The following is an 18,167-nucleotide window of genomic DNA, read 5'->3' as shown; positions in this document are numbered from 1 at the left end:
CAACCTGACGCTATGTGGGGTCGGCGTAACGCTCCAGATGGCCGGAGGGGGACAGTCGTGTGGTCAGGGGCCGTAGACGAACTCGGAGTCGATCTGGTCGGCGAGGTCGAACCCGGCCCTGGCGTTGGCCCACGCGCGGGCGTTGCGCAGGTGGAACTCCTCGGTCTGGTGGCCGAACCTGAGCCAGTCCTTCTCCTGGGCGTCCACCTGCTTGAGCAGCATGGCCAGCGCGTCGGTGTTGGCGGGCTCCAGGTCGTCGAGCGCGAACGGCCGGCCCTGCTCCATGGCCCGCACCCCGGCGGAGTGCTCCATCCAGGTCAGCAGGTCGTCGCCCACCTGGGAGCGCAGGAACTCGACGTCGGACGGGCCGTGCACCTTGTTGCCGACCACCGCGAGCCGCACCTCGAAGTCGGCGGCGTAGTCGTGATACTGCCGGTAGACGCTCACTCCCTGCCGGGTGGGCTCGGCGACCAGGAAGGTCAGGTCGAAGCGGGTGAACAGGCCGGAGGCGAAGGAGTCGGCCCCCGCGGTCATGTCGACCACGACGTACTCGCCGGGGCCGTCGACGAGATGGTTGAGCAGCAACTCCACCGCGCCCACCTTGGAGTGGTAGCAGGCCACCCCCAGGTCCTCCTCGGCGAACGGGCCGGTGGCCATGAGCCGGGCGCCCTCGGGCGTGGTGACCGCGAACTCGCCGCCCGCCAGGTCGTCGAAGGAGAGCAGCCGCGAGCCGCGGCCGGGCGGGGTGGTCTTGACCATGGCGTCAGCCGACGGGATGCGTGGGTTGTCGCCGCGCAGGTGGTCCTTGATCTCGGTCAGGTGCGCGCCCAGCGGCTCGGGCGGCGGGTCGACGCCGAGCACCAGGGCGAGATGCTGGTTGATGTCGGCGTCGATGGCGACCACCGGCGCGCCCTGGCTCGTCACGTATCTGGTGAACAGCGCCGACATCGTGGTCTTGCCGCTGCCGCCCTTGCCGACGAACGCCACCCTCACGTCCACGCTCCATGATTATGAAAACGGTTGTCATTCTGTCGGTGGCCCATCATGCCACACTGGCCACATGGCGGACGGAGAATTGGCGCAGGCCGTACGACTGCGCGAGGAGGGCGACCACGAGGCGGCCCGCGAGCTGCTGCTGGAGCTGTCCCGGCGGCGTCCGGACGACCCCGAGGTGGCCTACCAGACGGCGTGGGTGCACGACGCGCTCGGTCTGGAGGCCGAGGCCGTGCCGTTCTACCAGCGCGCCCTGGCCGGAGAGGGGCTGGCCGCCGAACACCGGCTCGGCGCCTTCACCGGGTTCGGCAGCACGCTGCGGGTGCTCGGGCGCTATGGCGAGGCGCTGGAGGTCTTCGACCGGGGCCTGGCGGAGTTTCCGGACGACCCGGCGCTGCGGGTGTTCCGCGCCATGGCCCTCTACAACTCGGGCCAGGCCCGCGAGGCTGTCGGCACGCTGCTCAAGCTGCTGGCCGGCACCGAGCAGGTCGGCGGCTACCGGCGGGCCGTCGAATACTACGCCGACCACCTGGACGAGACGGTCTGAGCGGCCTCAGGCGCAGGTCGCGTCGAGGGCGATGGGGGAGGAGGGGCCCCTGTTCTGGCGGGTCTGCGCGCCCGGCTGGTGGCCGGCCCGCCTGGCGAGCGCCTCGGTGACCGTGTTCCTGATCAGGCGCCAGTCGGGGTCGGCCGTGCTGATCAGCGGCGGCACGAAGCTCACGCTCCTGATCCGCGTGTCCTTCACCTCGGCCGCCAGCTCGATCAGCGGCGGCAGCAGGGCCTGCGGAAGGTCGGTGGCGATGGCCCGCTTGGTGGCCGAGGCCAACTCCTCGAAGCTGTTGAGCACGGTGATCGGGTCGGCCTGCTTGGCCACGGCGTTGAGCAGGCACTTCTGCCGCCCCATGCGCACGTAGTCGTCACTGTCGGTGCGCGAACGGCCGTACCAGAGCGCCTCCTCGCCGGACAGCCTGCGGGTGCCGGCGGCCAGCAGTCCCTCGCGGTACTTGCCGTACACGATGGGCTCCTTGATGGTGACCTTGACGCCGCCCATCGCGTCGATGATCTCCGCGAAGCCGTGCATGTCGACCATCGCGTAGTAGTCCACCGGGATGCCGAGGATGTCGCTGATCGTGCGCTTGAGAAGGTTCGGGCCGCGATGCCCCTTCCGTACGCCCGGCACCATCTCCGGGTGGTCCTCGGCGTACTGGAAGACCTCGTTGAGCAGGCCGGGCGTGTTGGGGCCCTCGCCGGTGAAACCGTAGGGGAAGCGGTGCCTGGCGGGGCCCTCCGGCATCCGCACCTCCTCCAGGTTGCGCGGCAGGCCGAACAGGGTGGTGGCGCCGGTCGCGGTGTCCACGCTCGCCACGGTCATGCTGTCCGTACGGACTCCGGGCCGGTTCGGGGCGGCGTCGGCGCCGATGAGCAGGAAGTTGATCCGCTGGGCGCCGTTCCACGGGTCCTGCGCCAGGATCGGGGAGGCGCTGTTGCCCGCGAACAGGGTGGTGACCACCTCGCGCGACAGGTAGGCGAGCCGGGCGGCGTAGGCGGCCGGCGCCAGGATGAGCGCGCAGAGGGCGCCGGCCACCACCGTGCTCAGCACGCGGCCCACGGTGTCACCGCGCGGAGGGCGTACGAGGACGAACGACCAGATGATCACCACGGACCAGGCGAGCGCGATGAGGGCCAGCGTGATCGTGAGGACGGTGAGCCAGACCGGTTGCACGGCCAGCGACAGCAGCTTTGGCCCGAACCCGGTGACGGCGGTGATCGTGACCGCCAGCACCAGCACGTACGCCGCCATGAGCGCGAGACCGGTCCGGCGGCGCTCCGTGGCCAGATGGGCCACGCCCCACAGGAGGGCCGAGCCCACGGTCAGCGCGATGCCGGCGAGGGGGCCGAAATTGTGTTCCCTGCCTGTCATGCCTGGTCAACTCCCCGAATTCACGCGGATCACAGTCAGGCTAGGCACGGGTTCCGGTGGATATGGGTGACGAAAGGGAAGTGTCCCGCCAATTCCCGGCCAAGCGATGATTGAGATATAACGTGAACGTGAGACGAGGAAGCTACGGATTCGACGCGCCCTGGGCACTGGCAGGTCTGGTCTTCGGCGCCGTCATGCTGCTCGCGCTGAGCGTCGCCTCGTTCGTCTTCGACGTTCCGGCCGCCGGGGTGGCGTTCCTGCTGGGCGCGCTCTACACGGCGGCCAGCGCGGCGAGCTACCTCTACACGACGCGGCGCGGCAAGTTCCTCGTGTGGGCGGCCGAGCTCGACCGGCTCCGGGGCGACGAGCGGCTGCTCGACCTCGGCTGCGGGCGCGGCGCGGTGCTGACGCTCGCCGCCGAACGGCTGCCCGAGGGCCGGGCCACCGGCGTCGACCTGTGGCGATCGGCCGACCAGTCGGGCAACGACGAGAGCGTCACCAAGGCCAACGCCGAGGCCGAGGGCGTCTCGGTCGAGCTGTTCACCGGCGACATGCGCGAGCTGGTCTTCGCGGACGAGTCGTTCGACGTGGTGGTGTCGGCCCTGGCCCTGCACAACATCCCCGACGCCGAGGGGCGCGAACGGGCCGTGCGGGAGGCGCACCGCGTGCTGCGGCCGGGCGGCCTGATGCTGATCGCCGACTTCCAGCACACGCCCGCGTACGAGGACACGCTGCGCGCGCTCGGCGTGGTCGACGTGCGCAGACGGGATCTCGGCCGGCGCTACTGGTACGGCGGCCCCTGGTTCAGGACCTGGATGCTGGAGGCTCGTAAGCCCGCCTGACGTTTGCCCGCCGCGCTCCGGGTATCGGGTTGCTCCCATGAGCGACGTGGAGACCGGCACCGTCACCACGAAGGTGCCGGCGCGGCTGGACCGGCTACCGTGGTCACGCTGGCACTGGATGATCGTCGTCGGGCTCGGCACCGTCTGGATCCTCGACGGGCTCGAAGTCACCATCGTCGGCAACCTGTCGGCCCAGCTCGCGAAGCCGGGCAGCGGCCTGGACATCACGCAGGCGCAGGTCGCGGGCATGGCCGCGGCGCTCTACGTCGCCGGAGCGTGCTCGGGGGCGCTGTTCTTCGGCTGGCTGACCGACAGGTTCGGCCGCAAGAAGCTGTTCATCATCACGCTCGTCGTCTACCTCGTCGCGACGCTGATGACCGCGCTGTCGTTCAGCGTGTGGTGGTTCCTCCTGTTCAGGTTCCTCACCGGGTTCGGCATCGGCGGCGAGTACGCGGCCATCAACTCGGCCATCGACGAGTTGATCCCCAGCCGGCACCGCGGCCGGATCGACATCCTGATCAACGGCAGCTACTGGCTCGGCGCGGCGGGCGGCGCGCTGCTGACCGTCCCGCTGCTGAACGACCTGCCGATCAACATCGGCTGGCGCGTCGCCTTCGGCCTGGGCGTGGTGCTGGGCCTGGCCATCCTGCTCGTCCGGCGGCACGTGCCGGAGAGTCCGCGCTGGCTGTTCATCCACGGGCGGGACGACGAGGCCGAGGAGATCGTCAGCGGCATCGAGAAGCAGATCGACGGCGACCTGCCGGAGCCGCGCGCCTCGATGACCATCCACCAGCGCAAGTCGATCGGCTTCATCCGCATCGCGCACACGATGGTCGCGCTCTACCCCAAGCGCACGATCCTCGGCCTGTCGCTCTTCATCGGGCAGGCGTTCCTCTACAACGCGATCACCTTCGGCTACGCGCAGATCCTGTCGACGTTCTTCAACATCGACACCTACACCGGCTACTACTTCGCGGTCATCGCCGTCGGCAACTTCCTCGGCCCGCTGCTGCTCGGGCCGCTGTTCGACACGGTCGGCAGGGTGCCGATGATCTCGGCCACCTACATCGGCTCAGGGGTGCTGCTGCTCGGCACGGCCTGGCTGTTCAGCCAGGGCATGCTCACCGCCGTCACGCTGACCGCCTGCTGGTGCGCGGTGCTCTTCGTCGCCTCGGCCGGGGCCAGCTCCGCCTATCTGACCGTCAGCGAGATCTTCCCGATGGAGACGCGGGCGATGGCCATCGCGTTCTTCTTCGCGATCGGCACCGCGGCGGGCGGCATCGCCGGGCCGCTGATCTTCTCCGAACTGGTCTCGACCGGCGTGCCCGCCGACACGGCGCTGGCGTTCTCGATCGGCGCCCTGCTCATGATCGCGGCCGGGCTGGTCGAGCTCTTCCTCGGCGTCAGGGCCGAACGCAAGGGCCTGGAGGAGATCGCCGCCCCCCTCTCCACGGCCGAACGGCCCGCCTAGCGTGCTCAACGGTTGCTGCACCGGCCTGCTGACCGACTCGAACGTAAGACCGCATCTAAGTAAGACTCCTTCTTACTTAGATTGATCCGACTTAGTGCTCACGATGGCGGCGGAAGATGGCTTGCCTTGGCCCGTGCTCTCCGGCAGGTTGCCCGCCGCCTGTACGGCAGAATGACCACGCGACCTCCGGCAGAATGACCACAGGAGGTCCGGCAGACTGACCACACACCGCCTGTGAGCTGGTGTAATGTCTAAAGCATGATCGACCGGAATATGTATCCTCGAAAGGCCGAGGCCATGGCCCTCGAAGCTCTGGCGGATACCCGTGTGGTGGTGGTCAACGGCGCTCGGCAGGTCGGCAAGAGCACCCTTGCCAAGAGGATTCTGGACGGCATGCCCGGTGCCAAGGAGCTCTATCTGGACGATCCAGCGGTGCGTGCGGCGGCACAGGAGGACCCGGTCGGGTTCGTCCGGCACGACGACCTGCTGTTGATCGACGAGGTGCAGCGGGCCCCCGAACTGTTGTTGCCGATCAAGCGCGAAGTCGATCGTGATCCCCGCCCGGGGCGTTTTCTGCTCACCGGATCGGCGCGGCTTCTCGACCTGCGCGATCTGCCCGATGCCCTGCCGGGACGGGCGGAGACGATCGAGCTGTGGCCGCTGTCTCAGGGGGAGATCGACGCGCAGCCCGACGGTTTCGTGGACGCCGTCTTTCGCCGGGGGCACGCGGTCGAGATCGAGCCCAGCTCGTTGCGTAAGCGCGACTACGTCTGCAGGGCCTTGCGCGGAGGCTATCCGGAGGCCGTCCGCCGTGATGCGGGTCGCCGTCGCGCCCGATTCTTCGACTCGTACATCTCGGATCTGATCACCCGTGACGTCCGGCAGGTGACTGACATCGAACGTCCTGCCGAGATGCGCAGGCTGCTCAGCGTGATCGCGGCGCGGATGGGAAACCTGGCCGTGGTCCAGTCGCTGGCCCGAGACGTCGCTATGCCGCGTACGACACTGTTGCGCTACCTGGACCTGCTGGAGCTGGTGTTCCTCGTCAAGCGGATCCCGGCCTGGTCGTCCAACCTCACCACGAGGGCGATCGCCACCCCCAGACTGCTCGTCGTCGACTCCGGGATCGGCGGCAGACTGATCGGCATGACGCCGGAACGCCTGGCGGATCCGACCGCGCCTGTGGGCCCGTTGCTGGAGAACTTCGCCGTCGGCGAGATCGCCCGTCAGCTCACGTGGGCCGAGGAGCCGGTCCAGCTTTTTCACTATCGCGACCGCGACCAGATCGAGGTGGACGCCGTGCTGGAGCATGCTTCGGGCGATGTGGTCGGCGTTGAGGTCAAGGCGGCGGAGACGGTGCGAGGGGATGACTTCCGAGGGCTCCGGCATCTGGAGAGTCGGCTGGGGAGTCGTTTTATGGCTGGGTTTGTCCTTTATGCCGGGGAGCAGTCGCTTTCGTTTGGCGAACGACTGAAGGCGCTCCCTCTGGCGGCGTTGTGGCGGCTGGAGGCGTGACGGGGTGGTTCAGCGGGTGAGCGCGGTTTCGAAGGCGGCGATGGCCGCTCTGACCGCCGGGTGGTCGCCGTACCCTCGGCGGAAGGCCGCCAGGGTGCGGCGGCTCAGCGGCAGCTCGGTGAGGGTGACGCCGGGTGGCGGAGAGAGGGCGGCCAGGCGGGGCACGAGGGCGACGCCCTGGCCGGCGGCGGCGAAGGCGAGCACGGTGTCGAAGTCGTCGACGTGGTGGCGGACACGCGGCTCGAAGCCGGCCGCCTGACAGGCCCGGATGGCCATGGTGTGGCAGAGCGTGCCGGGCTTGTTGGTGATCCACGGGTCGTCGCGGGCGGCGGCGAGCGAGGGGCGGTCGGTCAGGTACATGGGCTCGCTGAACAGGGGCTCGGTCTCCATGGACAGGTCGGTCACCGGAGGGACGAAGTCGTACTCGTGCACGAGGGCGACGTCCAGCTCGCCCGCTCGGAGCGCGGCGGAGACGTCGGCCGGATCGATCTCCGAGACCATCGGCTCCAGGGCCGGATGCGCGCTGGACAGGGCGGCGAGGGCAGGGGGCAGCAGGACGCGGGCCGCCGTGGGGAACGCGCCGATCCGCAGCGGCCCCGACGGGCCGCCGCGCACCGCGGCGAGCGCGGCCGAGGCGCGTTCGAGCTGTTCGAGCACGGCCTGGGCGTGCTCGACCAGCAGGTGACCGGCGGGCGTCAGCGCGACGGTGCGGCCGGTACGCTCCAGCAGCGGCACCCCAGCCTCCCGCTCCAGGGCACTGAGCTGCTGGGACACCGCGGACGGCGTGAACATCACGGCCTCGGCGACGGCCGCGATCGTGCCCCGTCGGGCGAGTTCGCGGAGCAGGTGGAGCTTACGAGGGTCGAGCATCAGCCCAGCTTAAGCTCGACCGAAGAAATCTGCGCTGGACCTAACGGGTGCTGCCGCGTCAGGCTCGACGCATGCTGAGAGGAATCCACGTACCCCTGATCACTCCGTTCGACGTCACCGGCGAGGTCGCGTTCGGCGCGATCGAGAAGCTGGCCGGGCGCGTGCTCGACGAGGGCGCCTCCGGGCTGGTCGCGCTCGGCACCACCGGGGAGGTCGCGGCACTGACACCGGACGAGCGGGCCCGGGTGATCGAGGTGTGCGCGCGGATCTGCGGAGAGCGTGGGGTGCCGCTGACCGTGGGCCTCACGGGCAACGACACGCGTTCGACGGCCGAATCGCTCAAGGCCCTGCCGCCGGGGGTCGCCGCCGCGCTGGTGACGGTGCCGTACTTCCTGCGGCCGTCGGAGCGGGGGGTGATCGCGCACTTCGAGGCGCTGGCTGAGGAGACGCCGGTGCCGCTGGTGATCTATCACATTCCCTACCGGACGGGGCAGGCCGTGAGCGCGGCCACGCTGCGTCATCTCGGCGGGCATCCGATGATCGCCGGGGTGAAGTACGCGACGGGCGGGATCGACCAGGACGCGGTCGACCTGCTGGGCGACCTGCCCGAGGGGCTGGCGGTGCTGGGCGGGGACGACGCGTTCGTCTCGCCGCTGCTCGCGCTGGGCGCCTCCGGCGGGATCCTGGCCTCGGCGCATCTGTTCACCGGCCGGTTCGCCGAGCTGGTCGACGCCTGGCAGGCGGGCGACGTGGCCCGGGCCCGGGAGCTGGGACACCGGCTGGCCAGGGTGTCGACGGCACTGTTCGCCGAGCCGAACCCGACCGTGATCAAGGGCGTGCTGCACGCCCGGGGGCTGATCCCGACCCCGGACGTGCGGCTGCCGCTGCTGCCCGCGAGCGAGCGGGCCGTGTCACAGGCCGACCTGGTGGCGGCACATGCAGGTATGTGATCCCTGTGGCAGGCCCATGACGCCCGCTTGGATCGGCCGGTGTTCGTTCTCGTGTGCGCGGCTCGTGCAGGGGCGGTGCACCCCCGCTTGGATCAGCCGGTGTTCGATTCCGCGTGCGCGGCTCGGGTACGAGAGGCGACGAGGACGACGGCCGCTGTCGCGGCCAGGGCGGCGCTGACCCACGCGGCGTGCCGGTAGTCGTGCGTCGTCTCCGTGGCGATCCCGGCGAGCAGCGGTCCCAGGAAAGCGCCCGCGTTCAGCGCGACCGTGGCGAACGACCCGCTCAGTGATGGGGCGCGGGACGCGACGAACATGACGCGATGGACGAGCATCGATCCGATGCCGAACGACAACCCGCCCTGGATGACCGTCACGATGAACAACGGGACCGGGTGGGTGCTGGTCGCGGCCAGCACCGCCCATCCGGCGGGCAGGACGCACAGCGTGATGACCAGACCGCGCCCCAGTCGTCCGTCGCCGATCCGACCGGCCGTGGTGACCCCGATGAACGCGCCCACGCCGAACGCGGCGAGCAGCCCGGGAATCGCGCCGCCGGGCAGCTGGGTGACGTCCGTCGCGATGACGGCGAGGTAGGCGAACGTCGCGAAGGTCGCCCCGTTGACCAGGGCCGCGAGTGTCAGTGCCAGGCGTACAGGACCCGACCGTAGTTCTCCCGCCTCCTGCCTGATCGAGACGTCGTGATGACGGGCCGCGGCGGCGGGCGCCGACCGGAAGACGAGCGCCAGCGCGGGCAGGCACAGCACGGCGACCGCCCAGAACGCCGACCGCCAGCCGGACCAGTCGCCGAGCGCCGCGCCCGCGGGCACGCCGGCGACGCACGACAGCGTCACCCCGGCCAGCAGGGTCGCGGTGGCTCGGGCGTGCTTCGCCGGGGGTGTCAGCGCCGTCGCGACGGACATCGCGACCGCGAGGAACCCGGCGTTGACGATCGCGGCGACGATGCGGGTGCCGAACAGCACCGGGAAGCTCGCCGTGACCGCGCCGATCACGTGCACGACGACGAACGCGGCCAGGAAACCCGCCAACGCTCGGCGACGTGGCCAGCGGGCGCTCACGGCAGCCATGACCGGCGCTCCGGCGATCATCCCGACGGCGTACGCGGAGGTCAGGCTCGCGGCGGCTCCCACCGACACGGACAGGTCGCGCGCGATGCCGGGGACGAGCCCGGCCAGCATGAACTCGGAGGTGCCCTGCGCGAAAACGGCAAGGCTGAGGACGTAGACGAACAGAGGCAAGGGGTCGACTCCAGCGCTGAGGTACGCGGGCAGGGACATCCGCGCGCCGGGGCCTCGACCTGTCGCCAAGCGAGAGCCGTAGCCAGGCGAGAACCGGAACCAAGCGAGAACCGTAGCCAGGCGAGAACCGGAACCAAGCGAGAACCGTAGCCAGGCGAGAACCGGAACCAAGCGAGAACCGTAGCCAGGCGAGAACCGGAACCAAGCGAGGGCCGTAGCCGAGCGAGAACCGGAACCAAGCGAGGGCCGGAATCAAGCGGGCACCGGAATCAAGCGAGAGCCGGAGCCAGAAGCGGACGCGCGGGACTCGTGTCCGGTCACTGGAAGCGAGATCGACCGAGAACCGATGGGGTTACCGGTCAGCGACCGATGGGATTCCTGGTCACAGAGACCGATGGGGTACCGGTCAGCGACCGATGGGGCATCGGTCAGAGAACGACTCGCCGCCGGGCGACCGGCGGCTCGGCTCTGTCTGATTCGGGGCTGGTCACCCGAGGCACCCTACTCACGGCCCGTCCGACGATCAACCGGATTACGGCCCCCGTCCCGCACCCCGACGCCTAGGTCCCCCTGATGGCCGAGCCGACGTCGCGCACCTGGTCGGCGAGCAGGCCGAGGGCGCCGACCGCTCTGCTCATCGGGTCGTCCTCGGCGCCGCCCAGGGCCTTGGCGCGCAGGTAGGCGGCCTTGACGGCCGACCAGCGGGCCGCCTGCTCGGACGTCAGGCGGCCGCGCAACTCGGCGAGCTTGAGCAGGTTGGACTCCGCGTCCGCGGTCAGGGTCTGCGCCTCACCGAGGTAGTGGTCGTCGATCACCGCCTCCAGCTCCTCGTCGTTCATCGCGGGGACGATGCGCTCGGCCAGCTTGTTCATGTTCCGGTACGAGCCCTGCAGCCGGTACGGCGGCTCGGTGCGCGAAGCGTCGGACTGGGCGGCCGAGGCGATGTAGGCCTGGTTGTTGGCCAGCACCACCTCCTGGACGCGCACCAGTTTGCGCAGCACGCTGAGCACCTGGTCCAGCTCGGTCCTGGCGAAGGGGTGCTGCAGTTGGTCCGGTTTGACCGTCTGGTCGCCCTTCGCCAGCCGTACCAGGAGTTCGACGTCGGTGCGGGGGCGGGCGGACAGGGGAGCGAGGACGGGGTTGGAGGTCAGCGCGTTGTCGATGTAGCTGAGCGCGAACAGCTCGTCCCGGCCGGAGAGGACGTCGCCCAGGTTCCACACGTCGGCGCGGTTGGCCAGCATGTCGGGGATGCGGAAACGCCGGCCGGACTCGGTGTACGGGTTGCCCGCCATGCACACCGCGAACCTCTTGCCGCGCAGGTCGTAGGTGCGGGTGCGGCCGTTCCAGACGCCCTCGATCCGGCGCTGGGCGTCACACAGGGAGATGAACTTCTGCAGCAGCTCGGGTGAGGTGTGCTGGATGTCGTCGAGGTACAGCAGGGTGTTGTTGCCCGTCTCCAGCGCGAACGAGATCTTCTCGACCTCCTGCCGGGCCGTCGCGTCCGGCGCCTCGGCGGGGTCCAGCGAGGTCACCCCGTGGCCCAGCGCCGGGCCGTTGACCTTGACGAAGACCAGGCCGAGGCGGCTGGCGACGTACTCCATCAGGGTCGTCTTGCCGTAGCCGGGCGGGGAGATGAGCAGCAGGAGCCCCATCTGGTCGGTGCGCCTGCCATCACCGGCCGCCCCGAGCTGCTTGGCCAGGTTGTCGCCGATCAACGGCAGGTACACCTCGTCGAGCAGCCGGTTGCGCACGAACGCGCTCATGACCTTCGGCTTGTACTCCTCCAGCCGGAGCCGCGCGCGTTCGGCGTCGACCAGCCGGTTGCGGCGCCGCTGGTAGTCGCGGTACGCCGGGACCCGCTCGGCGCGGAAGCGGCGCGTCCGGGCCAGCAGCTCGTCGAGGCGCAGCTCCAGCTTGCGGCCGGCGATGCGGGGATGGCTGCCGAGCAGCCCGTCCACGGTGGCGGCGACGGTGGCGCTGGAGTCGTGCCGGGGCAGGTCGCAGAGCTGTACGGCGAGCGCCTCGGACAGGTCGGGGCCCTGGTCGTGGGCACTCAGCCAGGCGTGGGCGAGCTGGACGCGTTCCTTGAGCGGCAGTGCTTTGAGGTCGTCCTCCAACTCCCGGACCTTGGCCGGGCCGAGAGCCTGACGGAAGCGGTCGAGCAGCGTCCGCGCGGCCTTGCTGGTGACGAAACCGGCCGGGGCGCAGGCCAGCTCCTCCACCAGGTACTCGCCGGCCAGCGCCGCCGTGCTCGCCGCACCGGCCTCGGTCGCGGCCGGTGCCGCCGTGCTCGCCGCGCCGGGCTCGGTCGCGGCCGGTGCCGCCGTGGTCGGGGCGGGGGCGGGAGCTGGGGCGATCGGCGGTGTCGGCCCGAGTTCGGTCAGGAAGGTGCCGATCAGGGCGCCGAGTTCGTCCGACAGGGCGGTGACGGCGGCGGAGCCGAAGACCGTGCGGGCTCTGACCAGCGACGTCGCCCGGATGGTGAATGTTGCACGTGAAACCTCGTCCACACCGAAGGTCCAGAAGAGCTGGGCCGCCGCCCGCGCGTCCGGCGGGTAGCGGAGCAGCCCGGCTCCGTCGCGCAGGCGGACGAGGGTGTCCAGGATGGCGGCGGCGTCGTGGTCGTGGACGCCCCGCTCGTAGCCCTCGTCGTAGCGTTCCTCGGCCGCCCCGCGTACGAGATCGCCCATGGGAGCACCCGGGGTGACCCGGTCCAGGAGGACGGCCGCGAGGTGTTCGGCGCGGTAGACCTCGGGAGTCTCCGAGACGAGCAGCTGATCCCAGAAGGGGCGGGTGTCGGCGAAGGAGCCGGGGACGGGCGCGCGATAGTCGGTGCCCGTGATGGCGAACCGCATCTCGGCCGGCTCGCCATCACGGCCGGCGTGGGGCACCAGCGTGAGGTCGATGGGCTGGGTGTTGACCGCGAAGCGGTGCCGGCCGAGCCGGATGGTCTCGCCGCCGTCGCTGAAGAGGTCGAGCCGGTCCCGCAGGGCGCGCCCGGCCTCCTGCCGCGCGGCCTTGAGCCGGCCTTCCAGCTCCCCAGCCCGTACGGCGTCGCCGAGCCCGCGCAACTCGGCGGCCACCGACCGGAGCTTGGCCGGCATGGGGTCGGCGGCGAAGTAGGTGTTGACCTCGTCCAGCGAGCCGAGCGACGACAGCCGCCGCGTGACGCCGGCCAGGATGCGCTCGGCCGAGGCGAAGATCCGGTCGGCGCGGCGGGCGAGCGCGTCGAGCTGGCTCTGCTTGCGCGCCGAGAACGCCTCGTAGGCGTCGTCCCGCTTGTCCGCGAGCTGGGCGGCGAAGTCGTCGAACTCGCCGAACCGCGACTCCAGGGTCTCCACCTGGAGCATCAGCCGGCCGAGCTGTTCGTCGCACTTGTCGGGAGTGTCGGCCACCGCGAGCGCCCCGGCGATGGCCTGTCCGAGCAGCGCGAACTCGGCGGCGAACGCCGCGCGTCCCTCCGCGCCGAGCAGCTCCCGCCGCCGCGCGTCCAGCACGGCCCGCGCCCGGTTGATCCCGCCGAGCACCTCGGCGATGCGGCCCAGGATCGCGGTGCGGACGGTGGCGTCGGCGATCTCCAGCGAGCCGACGACCTCGGTGACCACCTCCAAGCCCTCGGACTGCGTGGCGAGGCGGTCGGACAGGGGGACGGCCTCGGCCGCCGTGGTGATGACGGCGGCCTCCTCGGCCAGCCGCTCGACGGCCGCGTGGTAGCCGGTGAACGCGTCGGGGCCGGACAGGAAGCCGACGGCCCGGCCACCGGCCGCGGCCAGCTCCTCGGTCAGGGTGTCGTGGAGCGCGTCGAGCCGGGTCAGGTCGATGTGCCGGACCTCGCGCAGCGTCACCAGGTGGCCCTGCGCCCGGCGCAACGTGGCCAGCAGCGTCACCCAGGCGTCGGCGGTGGCCGGTGAGTCGCCTCGGGCCTGCCGTACCAGCTGGGTGATCTCGTCCGTGGCGGTGGCCAGCTCGCGCTCGGCCCGGCGGGTGAGCTCCTCGACGTGTTCGTACTCGTCCAGGACCTGCTCGGCGGTGGCGCGTACCCCTGCGAGGGGGCTCTGCAGGCCGTGCTCGCCGAGCCAGTGGTAGTGGTCGGAGGCGCGCGTGCAGGCGGCGATCAGCGCCTCGAAGGTGGCGGCCGACGGCGCCATCTCCTCGACCATCCGCGCCACGGACAGGCAGTCGGAGATGCCGCGCACCAGCTCGGCGTTGCCGATGCGCTCCAGCGGGCCGGTGCCGGTGGGCTGCGTGGCGGCGTAGGTGTCGGAGACGTACGGCGTCTGCCAGATCTGCATCGGGTGGACCCGGGTGGGCTCCTCGGAGGTGGCCCGGAAGACCACCATCGTGCCGTCGTCGAACAGCGAGTAGCCGTGGCAGACGATGGGGTTGGCCACCTCCTTCCTGATCACGTTGTACGGCAGCAGCAGCGAGCGGCCGTCGCCCCGGGCGTGGAAGACGTACAGCACGTCCTCGCCGTTGGGGGAGCGGACCACGCGCTCGAACTCCAGGTCGGTCACGTCCGTGTCGAACGTCTTGCCGACGCCGGTGTCCAGGTAGTAGCCGCCGGGGAAGATCAGACCCTGGTCCTCGGGCAGCCGCTGGCAGGCCTGGCCGAGGCCGTCGATCCTGGTCACGGCCTTGGTCCGGGTGTTGAAGACCAGGTGGCGCCAGTCGGTCTCCTTGTACGGCCGGATCCGGAGCAGGATGAGCGGGCCGACCCTGGCGTGCTCGACGTCGGCGTCGGCCAGGCTCTGCAGGCGTTCGGTGACGGGCTCGGAGTAGACGCCCTGCCCGGTCTCGGTGTTGTTCTCGATCTTGATCGTCAGGTCGCCGTTGATCGTCTCGACGAACACCTCGTCCTCGATCGAGATGTGCGGGTGGCGGCCCGGTACGTGGTCGTCGCGGGTGGTGGGGGTCCACTCGAAGTCGTGGGAGGGCGGGAAGACGTGGTCACGTTCCCCGCGGTTGTCCTGATATTTCGCGACTCCTTGGGTGTTGACCGTCCACCGGAGGACCCGCGTGTCCGCCGGCCCGGTCTGGAAGACGGCCAGCAGCTTGCCCTCGACCCGCCTGAGCTGCTTGAGCCTGGACTCCTTGTAGTAGCGGTAGAGCTCGGCGAAGTCCTTGCGGAAGGCGGGGTCCTCCAGCGCGGGCAGGCGCTCGGCGTCGAACCTGAACGCGTCGCCGTCCCTGGTGAATCGGTGCACGGAGAAGACGTCGGCCACCGTGGTCTCGGGCTTCAGGCCGATGAAGACGTTGTAGCCGAAGAGCATGACGTCGCCCAGGGAGACGATGTCCCTGGGGACGCAGTTGTTCTCCGTGCGGATGCGCTCGGTGCCGACCAGGCGCAGCTCGGTGCCGCCGAACACGTCCAGCCGCCGGGCGTTGACCGTCTCGGCGGCCCGGGCGAGGGCCTTGGCCTGGGCTTCGAGCCGCGTCCTCAGCACCTCGTAGGTCCCGGCCGAAAGCTCCGGCGTGTCCGGGCCGGAGCCGCCGGGCGCGCTTCCCGCCGTGTCCCGCGGGGCCGGCGCGCTCAAGCCCGGCTCCGGGACGCGTGGCGAGCGGTCATCGTCACACCCTGGCCGCGGCGAGGGCGGCCACCGGGGAGTCCGCCACCCCGAGGCGGCGGGCCGTCTCCAGCAGCTCGCCGAACGCCGGCGAGTCGGGGCCGCCGCTCTGCATGAGCCGCATGAGCAGCGCCGACACGGTGAGGTTCTTCAGGTCCTCGGTGCTCACCCCGCCCACCAGCGCGGACAGGTCCGACGCCAGACTCGCCGTCCCGTTGAGGTACGGCGCCGCCAGCGCGCCGGCGACCTCCGAGTGCTCCACGAACCCGTCCACCGCCTTGCCCGCGGTGATCGAGCCCACCACCTTGTCGAAGAACATCGTGTCGCCGCCCACGATGTCGATGTTGGCCTTGGCCAGCCCCGCCGCCAGCACACTGGCCTGCGACTCGGCCACCTGCCGGGTGACGTCGATCTGCCGGAGCCGTACCTCGGTGTCGGCCTCCAGCCGCAGGCGGTACTCCTCGTGCGCCCTGCTCGCCTCGTCCAGCGCGGCCATCGCGGCGGCCTTCTCGGTCAGCCCCTCCGCCTCGGCCTTGAGCTTCTCACCGACCGCCGCCGCCGAGGCCAGCGCCATCGCCTGCTCGCCCTCCGCGCGCGCCTTGAGGCGGTCGCCGTCGACCAGGGCCATCGACCGGGCGCCCTCGGCCTCGGCGCGCAGCTTCTCGCTCAGCACCAGCGCCTCCGCGCGGCCGATCTTCTCGATCGCCTCCGCGTCGCGCTCCCGCACCTGCACCTCGGCCAGCCCGGCCGCCGCCGCCTCGGCCTGTACGCCCTCGGCCAGCCGGATCTTGGCCCGGGTCTCCAACTCGGCGGCCTGCTGCCGGGCCTCGGCCAGCACCAGCTCCTCGCGGGCCTTGAACTTGGACGCCGCCTCGGCCGCCTCGGCCGCCTTGATGTCCTTGACCAGGTTCTCCTGGGCCTCGGCCTCGGCCGCGATGATCACGGTCTGGCGGACCCGCTCGGCCTCCTCGACCGCGCGCAGCCGCTTGATGCTCTCCTCCTGCTCGGCCACCGTCCGGTCGACGGCGATGCGCTCGCGCACGACCTCGGCGATCGACCGCTTCTCGGTCTCGACCTCCTTGTCCTTGGCGATGCGCGACAGCTCGGTCTCGCGCTCACGGGCGATGACCTCGAGCAGGCGGTCCTTCTCGATGCGCTCGCTCTCGATGGCGATCACGCGCTCGCGGTTCTTCTCCGCGACGGCCACCTCGCGGGCCCGGTTCTCGTGCTGCACGCCGAGTTGCTCGTCGGTCTTGATGTTGGCGGTCTGCGCCTTCAGCCGCTCCTCGGCCTGCACGCGGGCGGTCTCCGCCTCCTCGCGGGCCTTCATGGTCTCGATCTCGCGCTTCTGCTTGATCTCGGCGTCGGCCTGGCGGCGTTGCAGCTCCAGGATGGCCTCGCGGGCATCGACGTTCTGGCGGGTGATCTCCTTCTCTTCGCTGCGCTGGAACTCGTTGGTGCGGACGTGCTCGATCGCGGTCAGCTCGGTGATCTTGCGAATGCCCTGGGCGTCGAGGATGTTGCTCTTGTCCAGGGCGTGCAGCGAGGTCTGCTCCAGGTAGTCGATGGCCGCGTCCTCCAGGCTGTAGCCGTTGAGGTCGGTGCCGATCAGCCGGATGATCTGGTCGCGGAACTCGTCGCGCTTGGTGTAGAGGTCGACGAAGTCGAGCTGCTTGCCGGCGGTCTTGAGCGCCTCGGAGAACTTCGCGCTGAACAGCTCCTGCAGCGTCGTCTCGTCGCTCGCCCGTACGGTGCCGATGGCCTGGGCCACCTTGATCACGTCCTCGGCGGTCTTGTTGACCCGCACGAAAAACGTGATCTTGATGTCGGCCCGGATGTTGTCGCGGCAGATCAGCCCCTCGCGACCGGTCCGCCCGATCTCGATGGTCTTGACGGAGATGTCCATGATCTCGGCCCGGTGGACGACCGGGAGCACGACGGCTCCTGTGAACGTCACGTCGACCTTGTTGACCTTGGAGATGATCAGCGCCTTGCCCTGTTCGACCTTGCGGAAAAGGCGGCTGACGAGAATGAGCAGCCCTATGACGATGACCAGGACGACTGCCAGGAATACGCCGAGGCCGGTCGAGATGACATCCATCAGTGCTCCTTTTCGTAGGGCATGACCCAGAAGAATTCGCCGTCCGCGTCGTACTCGAAGATCAGCGCGTTGTCGCCGCGGGTGAGGTGGTCCGTGCCGGTGGTCCGCACCTGGACGACGGCCGTCGAGCCGTCGGCGGCGGTGACCTCGGCCTGGCCGAAGTCGGCGGTCGCCTGGCCGGTGCGGATCACGCACATCTGGCCGACGAAGTCGCCACGGGAGTGCGTGCGTGGTTCGGGGACCAGTCGCCGCAGGGTGGTCAGCGCGGCTCGGACGCACGCCCACGCGCCGGCCGCCGCGACGACCGGCACGACCGTCAGCGCGGGACCGCTCACCAACTGGCCGCCGATCAGGCTGAGCAGCCAGGCCAGCGCGACCAGCAGGGAGATCGTGACGCCGGCCGGGACGCCGCCCAGCTCCAGCCAGGCGGCGTCGGCCTCGTCGAGGTCGAGCAGGCCGACGATGACGACGACCCAGTAAGCGACGACCACGACGAGCAGGAAGCTGAAAATGACAGTCGGAAAGCCCAGTACGACGTCCAAGAACTCGCTCATCAAGCCCCGTTTGCCCCGTCCCCCGCGATGTCTTGACGGACTATATCTAGATAAAGGCGGAGTAAAGGGAAAAGTTCCCGAACCGGTGAATTACGAAGTTGATGCAGCTCCGGCCGGTTGACCTCAACCA

Annotated in this window: 12 protein-coding genes; 5 read left to right on the top strand and 7 right to left on the bottom strand. The window is 70.3% G+C overall.

Annotation, left to right across the window (positions count from 1 at the left end; genetic code table 11):
• Window positions 1-63: 63 nt before the first annotated feature.
• Window positions 64-993, bottom strand: a complete 930-nt coding sequence (locus tag IEY82_RS02895; RefSeq protein ID WP_189122585.1) for an ATP-binding protein — start codon at window positions 991-993, stop codon at window positions 64-66.
• A 67-nt stretch (window positions 994-1,060) separates the two neighbouring features.
• Between IEY82_RS02895 and IEY82_RS02890 the strand changes: the two genes are divergently transcribed.
• Window positions 1,061-1,540 (top strand): tetratricopeptide repeat protein, encoded by a 480-nt coding sequence (locus tag IEY82_RS02890; RefSeq protein ID WP_189122324.1) that lies wholly within the window; start codon window positions 1,061-1,063, stop codon window positions 1,538-1,540.
• Window positions 1,541-1,546: 6 nt separating this feature from the next.
• Here the strand turns inward: IEY82_RS02890 and IEY82_RS02885 are convergent, their stop codons facing one another.
• On the bottom strand, window positions 1,547-2,914 hold the full coding sequence (locus IEY82_RS02885; RefSeq protein WP_225262068.1) for an LCP family glycopolymer transferase: 1,368 nt from the start codon (window positions 2,912-2,914) through the stop codon (window positions 1,547-1,549).
• A 128-nt stretch (window positions 2,915-3,042) separates the two neighbouring features.
• Here IEY82_RS02885 and IEY82_RS02880 point away from each other — a divergent pair, with 128 nt between their 5' ends.
• The 3 genes from IEY82_RS02880 to IEY82_RS02870 all read left to right on the top strand — a co-directional run bounded on the left by IEY82_RS02880 (window position 3,043) and on the right by IEY82_RS02870 (window position 6,742).
• Window positions 3,043-3,756, top strand: a complete 714-nt coding sequence (locus tag IEY82_RS02880; protein WP_225262066.1) for a class I SAM-dependent methyltransferase — start codon at window positions 3,043-3,045, stop codon at window positions 3,754-3,756.
• A 37-nt stretch (window positions 3,757-3,793) separates the two neighbouring features.
• Complete coding sequence (locus IEY82_RS02875) at window positions 3,794-5,227, top strand: MFS transporter (RefSeq protein WP_189122323.1); 1,434 nt, start codon at window positions 3,794-3,796, stop codon at window positions 5,225-5,227.
• Window positions 5,228-5,485: 258 nt separating this feature from the next.
• A complete protein-coding gene (locus tag IEY82_RS02870; protein WP_189122322.1) occupies window positions 5,486-6,742 on the top strand; it encodes an ATP-binding protein in 1,257 nt (418 codons plus the stop codon).
• A 9-nt stretch (window positions 6,743-6,751) separates the two neighbouring features.
• Here the strand turns inward: IEY82_RS02870 and IEY82_RS02865 are convergent, their stop codons facing one another.
• Entirely contained in the window at window positions 6,752-7,612 is an 861-nt protein-coding gene (locus tag IEY82_RS02865) for a LysR family transcriptional regulator (protein ID WP_189122321.1), read from the bottom strand.
• A gap of 71 nt (window positions 7,613-7,683) precedes the next feature.
• On the opposite strand from IEY82_RS02865, the gene dapA reads away from it, so the two are divergent.
• Window positions 7,684-8,562: a 4-hydroxy-tetrahydrodipicolinate synthase gene (dapA, locus tag IEY82_RS02860; protein ID WP_189122320.1), complete on the top strand. Its 879-nt coding sequence runs from the start codon at window positions 7,684-7,686 to the stop codon at window positions 8,560-8,562.
• A 92-nt stretch (window positions 8,563-8,654) separates the two neighbouring features.
• On the opposite strand, the gene IEY82_RS02855 is transcribed toward dapA, so the two are convergent.
• From IEY82_RS02855 to IEY82_RS02840, 4 genes are all read right to left on the bottom strand, one after another.
• Complete coding sequence (locus tag IEY82_RS02855; RefSeq protein WP_189122319.1) at window positions 8,655-9,818, bottom strand: Cmx/CmrA family chloramphenicol efflux MFS transporter; 1,164 nt, start codon at window positions 9,816-9,818, stop codon at window positions 8,655-8,657.
• Window positions 9,819-10,378: 560 nt separating this feature from the next.
• Complete coding sequence (locus IEY82_RS02850; protein WP_189122318.1) at window positions 10,379-15,352, bottom strand: DNA repair ATPase; 4,974 nt, start codon at window positions 15,350-15,352, stop codon at window positions 10,379-10,381.
• A gap of 34 nt (window positions 15,353-15,386) precedes the next feature.
• A complete protein-coding gene (locus IEY82_RS02845) occupies window positions 15,387-17,483 on the bottom strand; it encodes a flotillin family protein (RefSeq protein ID WP_189122317.1) in 2,097 nt (698 codons plus the stop codon).
• Window positions 17,483-18,037 (bottom strand): OB-fold-containig protein, encoded by a 555-nt coding sequence (locus IEY82_RS02840; protein ID WP_189122316.1) that lies wholly within the window; start codon window positions 18,035-18,037, stop codon window positions 17,483-17,485. Before IEY82_RS02840 ends, IEY82_RS02845 begins: the two co-directional genes overlap by 1 nt.
• Window positions 18,038-18,167: the final 130 nt, after the last annotated feature.

Origin of the sequence: Nonomuraea cavernae (genome assembly GCF_014646355.1) — a bacterium.
GTDB classification, from domain to species: domain Bacteria; phylum Actinomycetota; class Actinomycetes; order Streptosporangiales; family Streptosporangiaceae; genus Nonomuraea; species Nonomuraea cavernae.
Note: the sequence above shows the minus strand (reverse complement) of the source record. Positions and strands in the feature narration are given on the sequence as shown.

What these genes read in the sequence shown, in the direction of transcription:
- IEY82_RS02890 (WP_189122324.1), top strand. Translation starts at nt 1,061, where the DNA reads ATGGCGGACGGAGAATTGGCGCAGGCCGTACGACTGCGCGAGGAGGGC.
- IEY82_RS02885 (WP_225262068.1), bottom strand. Translation starts at nt 2,914, where the DNA reads ATGACAGGCAGGGAACACAATTTCGGCCCCCTCGCCGGCATCGCGCTG.
- IEY82_RS02875 (WP_189122323.1), top strand. Translation starts at nt 3,794, where the DNA reads ATGAGCGACGTGGAGACCGGCACCGTCACCACGAAGGTGCCGGCGCGG.
- IEY82_RS02870 (WP_189122322.1), top strand. Translation starts at nt 5,486, where the DNA reads ATGATCGACCGGAATATGTATCCTCGAAAGGCCGAGGCCATGGCCCTC.
- IEY82_RS02865 (WP_189122321.1), bottom strand. Translation starts at nt 7,612, where the DNA reads ATGCTCGACCCTCGTAAGCTCCACCTGCTCCGCGAACTCGCCCGACGG.
- dapA (WP_189122320.1), top strand. Translation starts at nt 7,684, where the DNA reads ATGCTGAGAGGAATCCACGTACCCCTGATCACTCCGTTCGACGTCACC.
- IEY82_RS02845 (WP_189122317.1), bottom strand. Translation starts at nt 17,483, where the DNA reads ATGGATGTCATCTCGACCGGCCTCGGCGTATTCCTGGCAGTCGTCCTG.
- IEY82_RS02840 (WP_189122316.1), bottom strand. Translation starts at nt 18,037, where the DNA reads ATGAGCGAGTTCTTGGACGTCGTACTGGGCTTTCCGACTGTCATTTTC.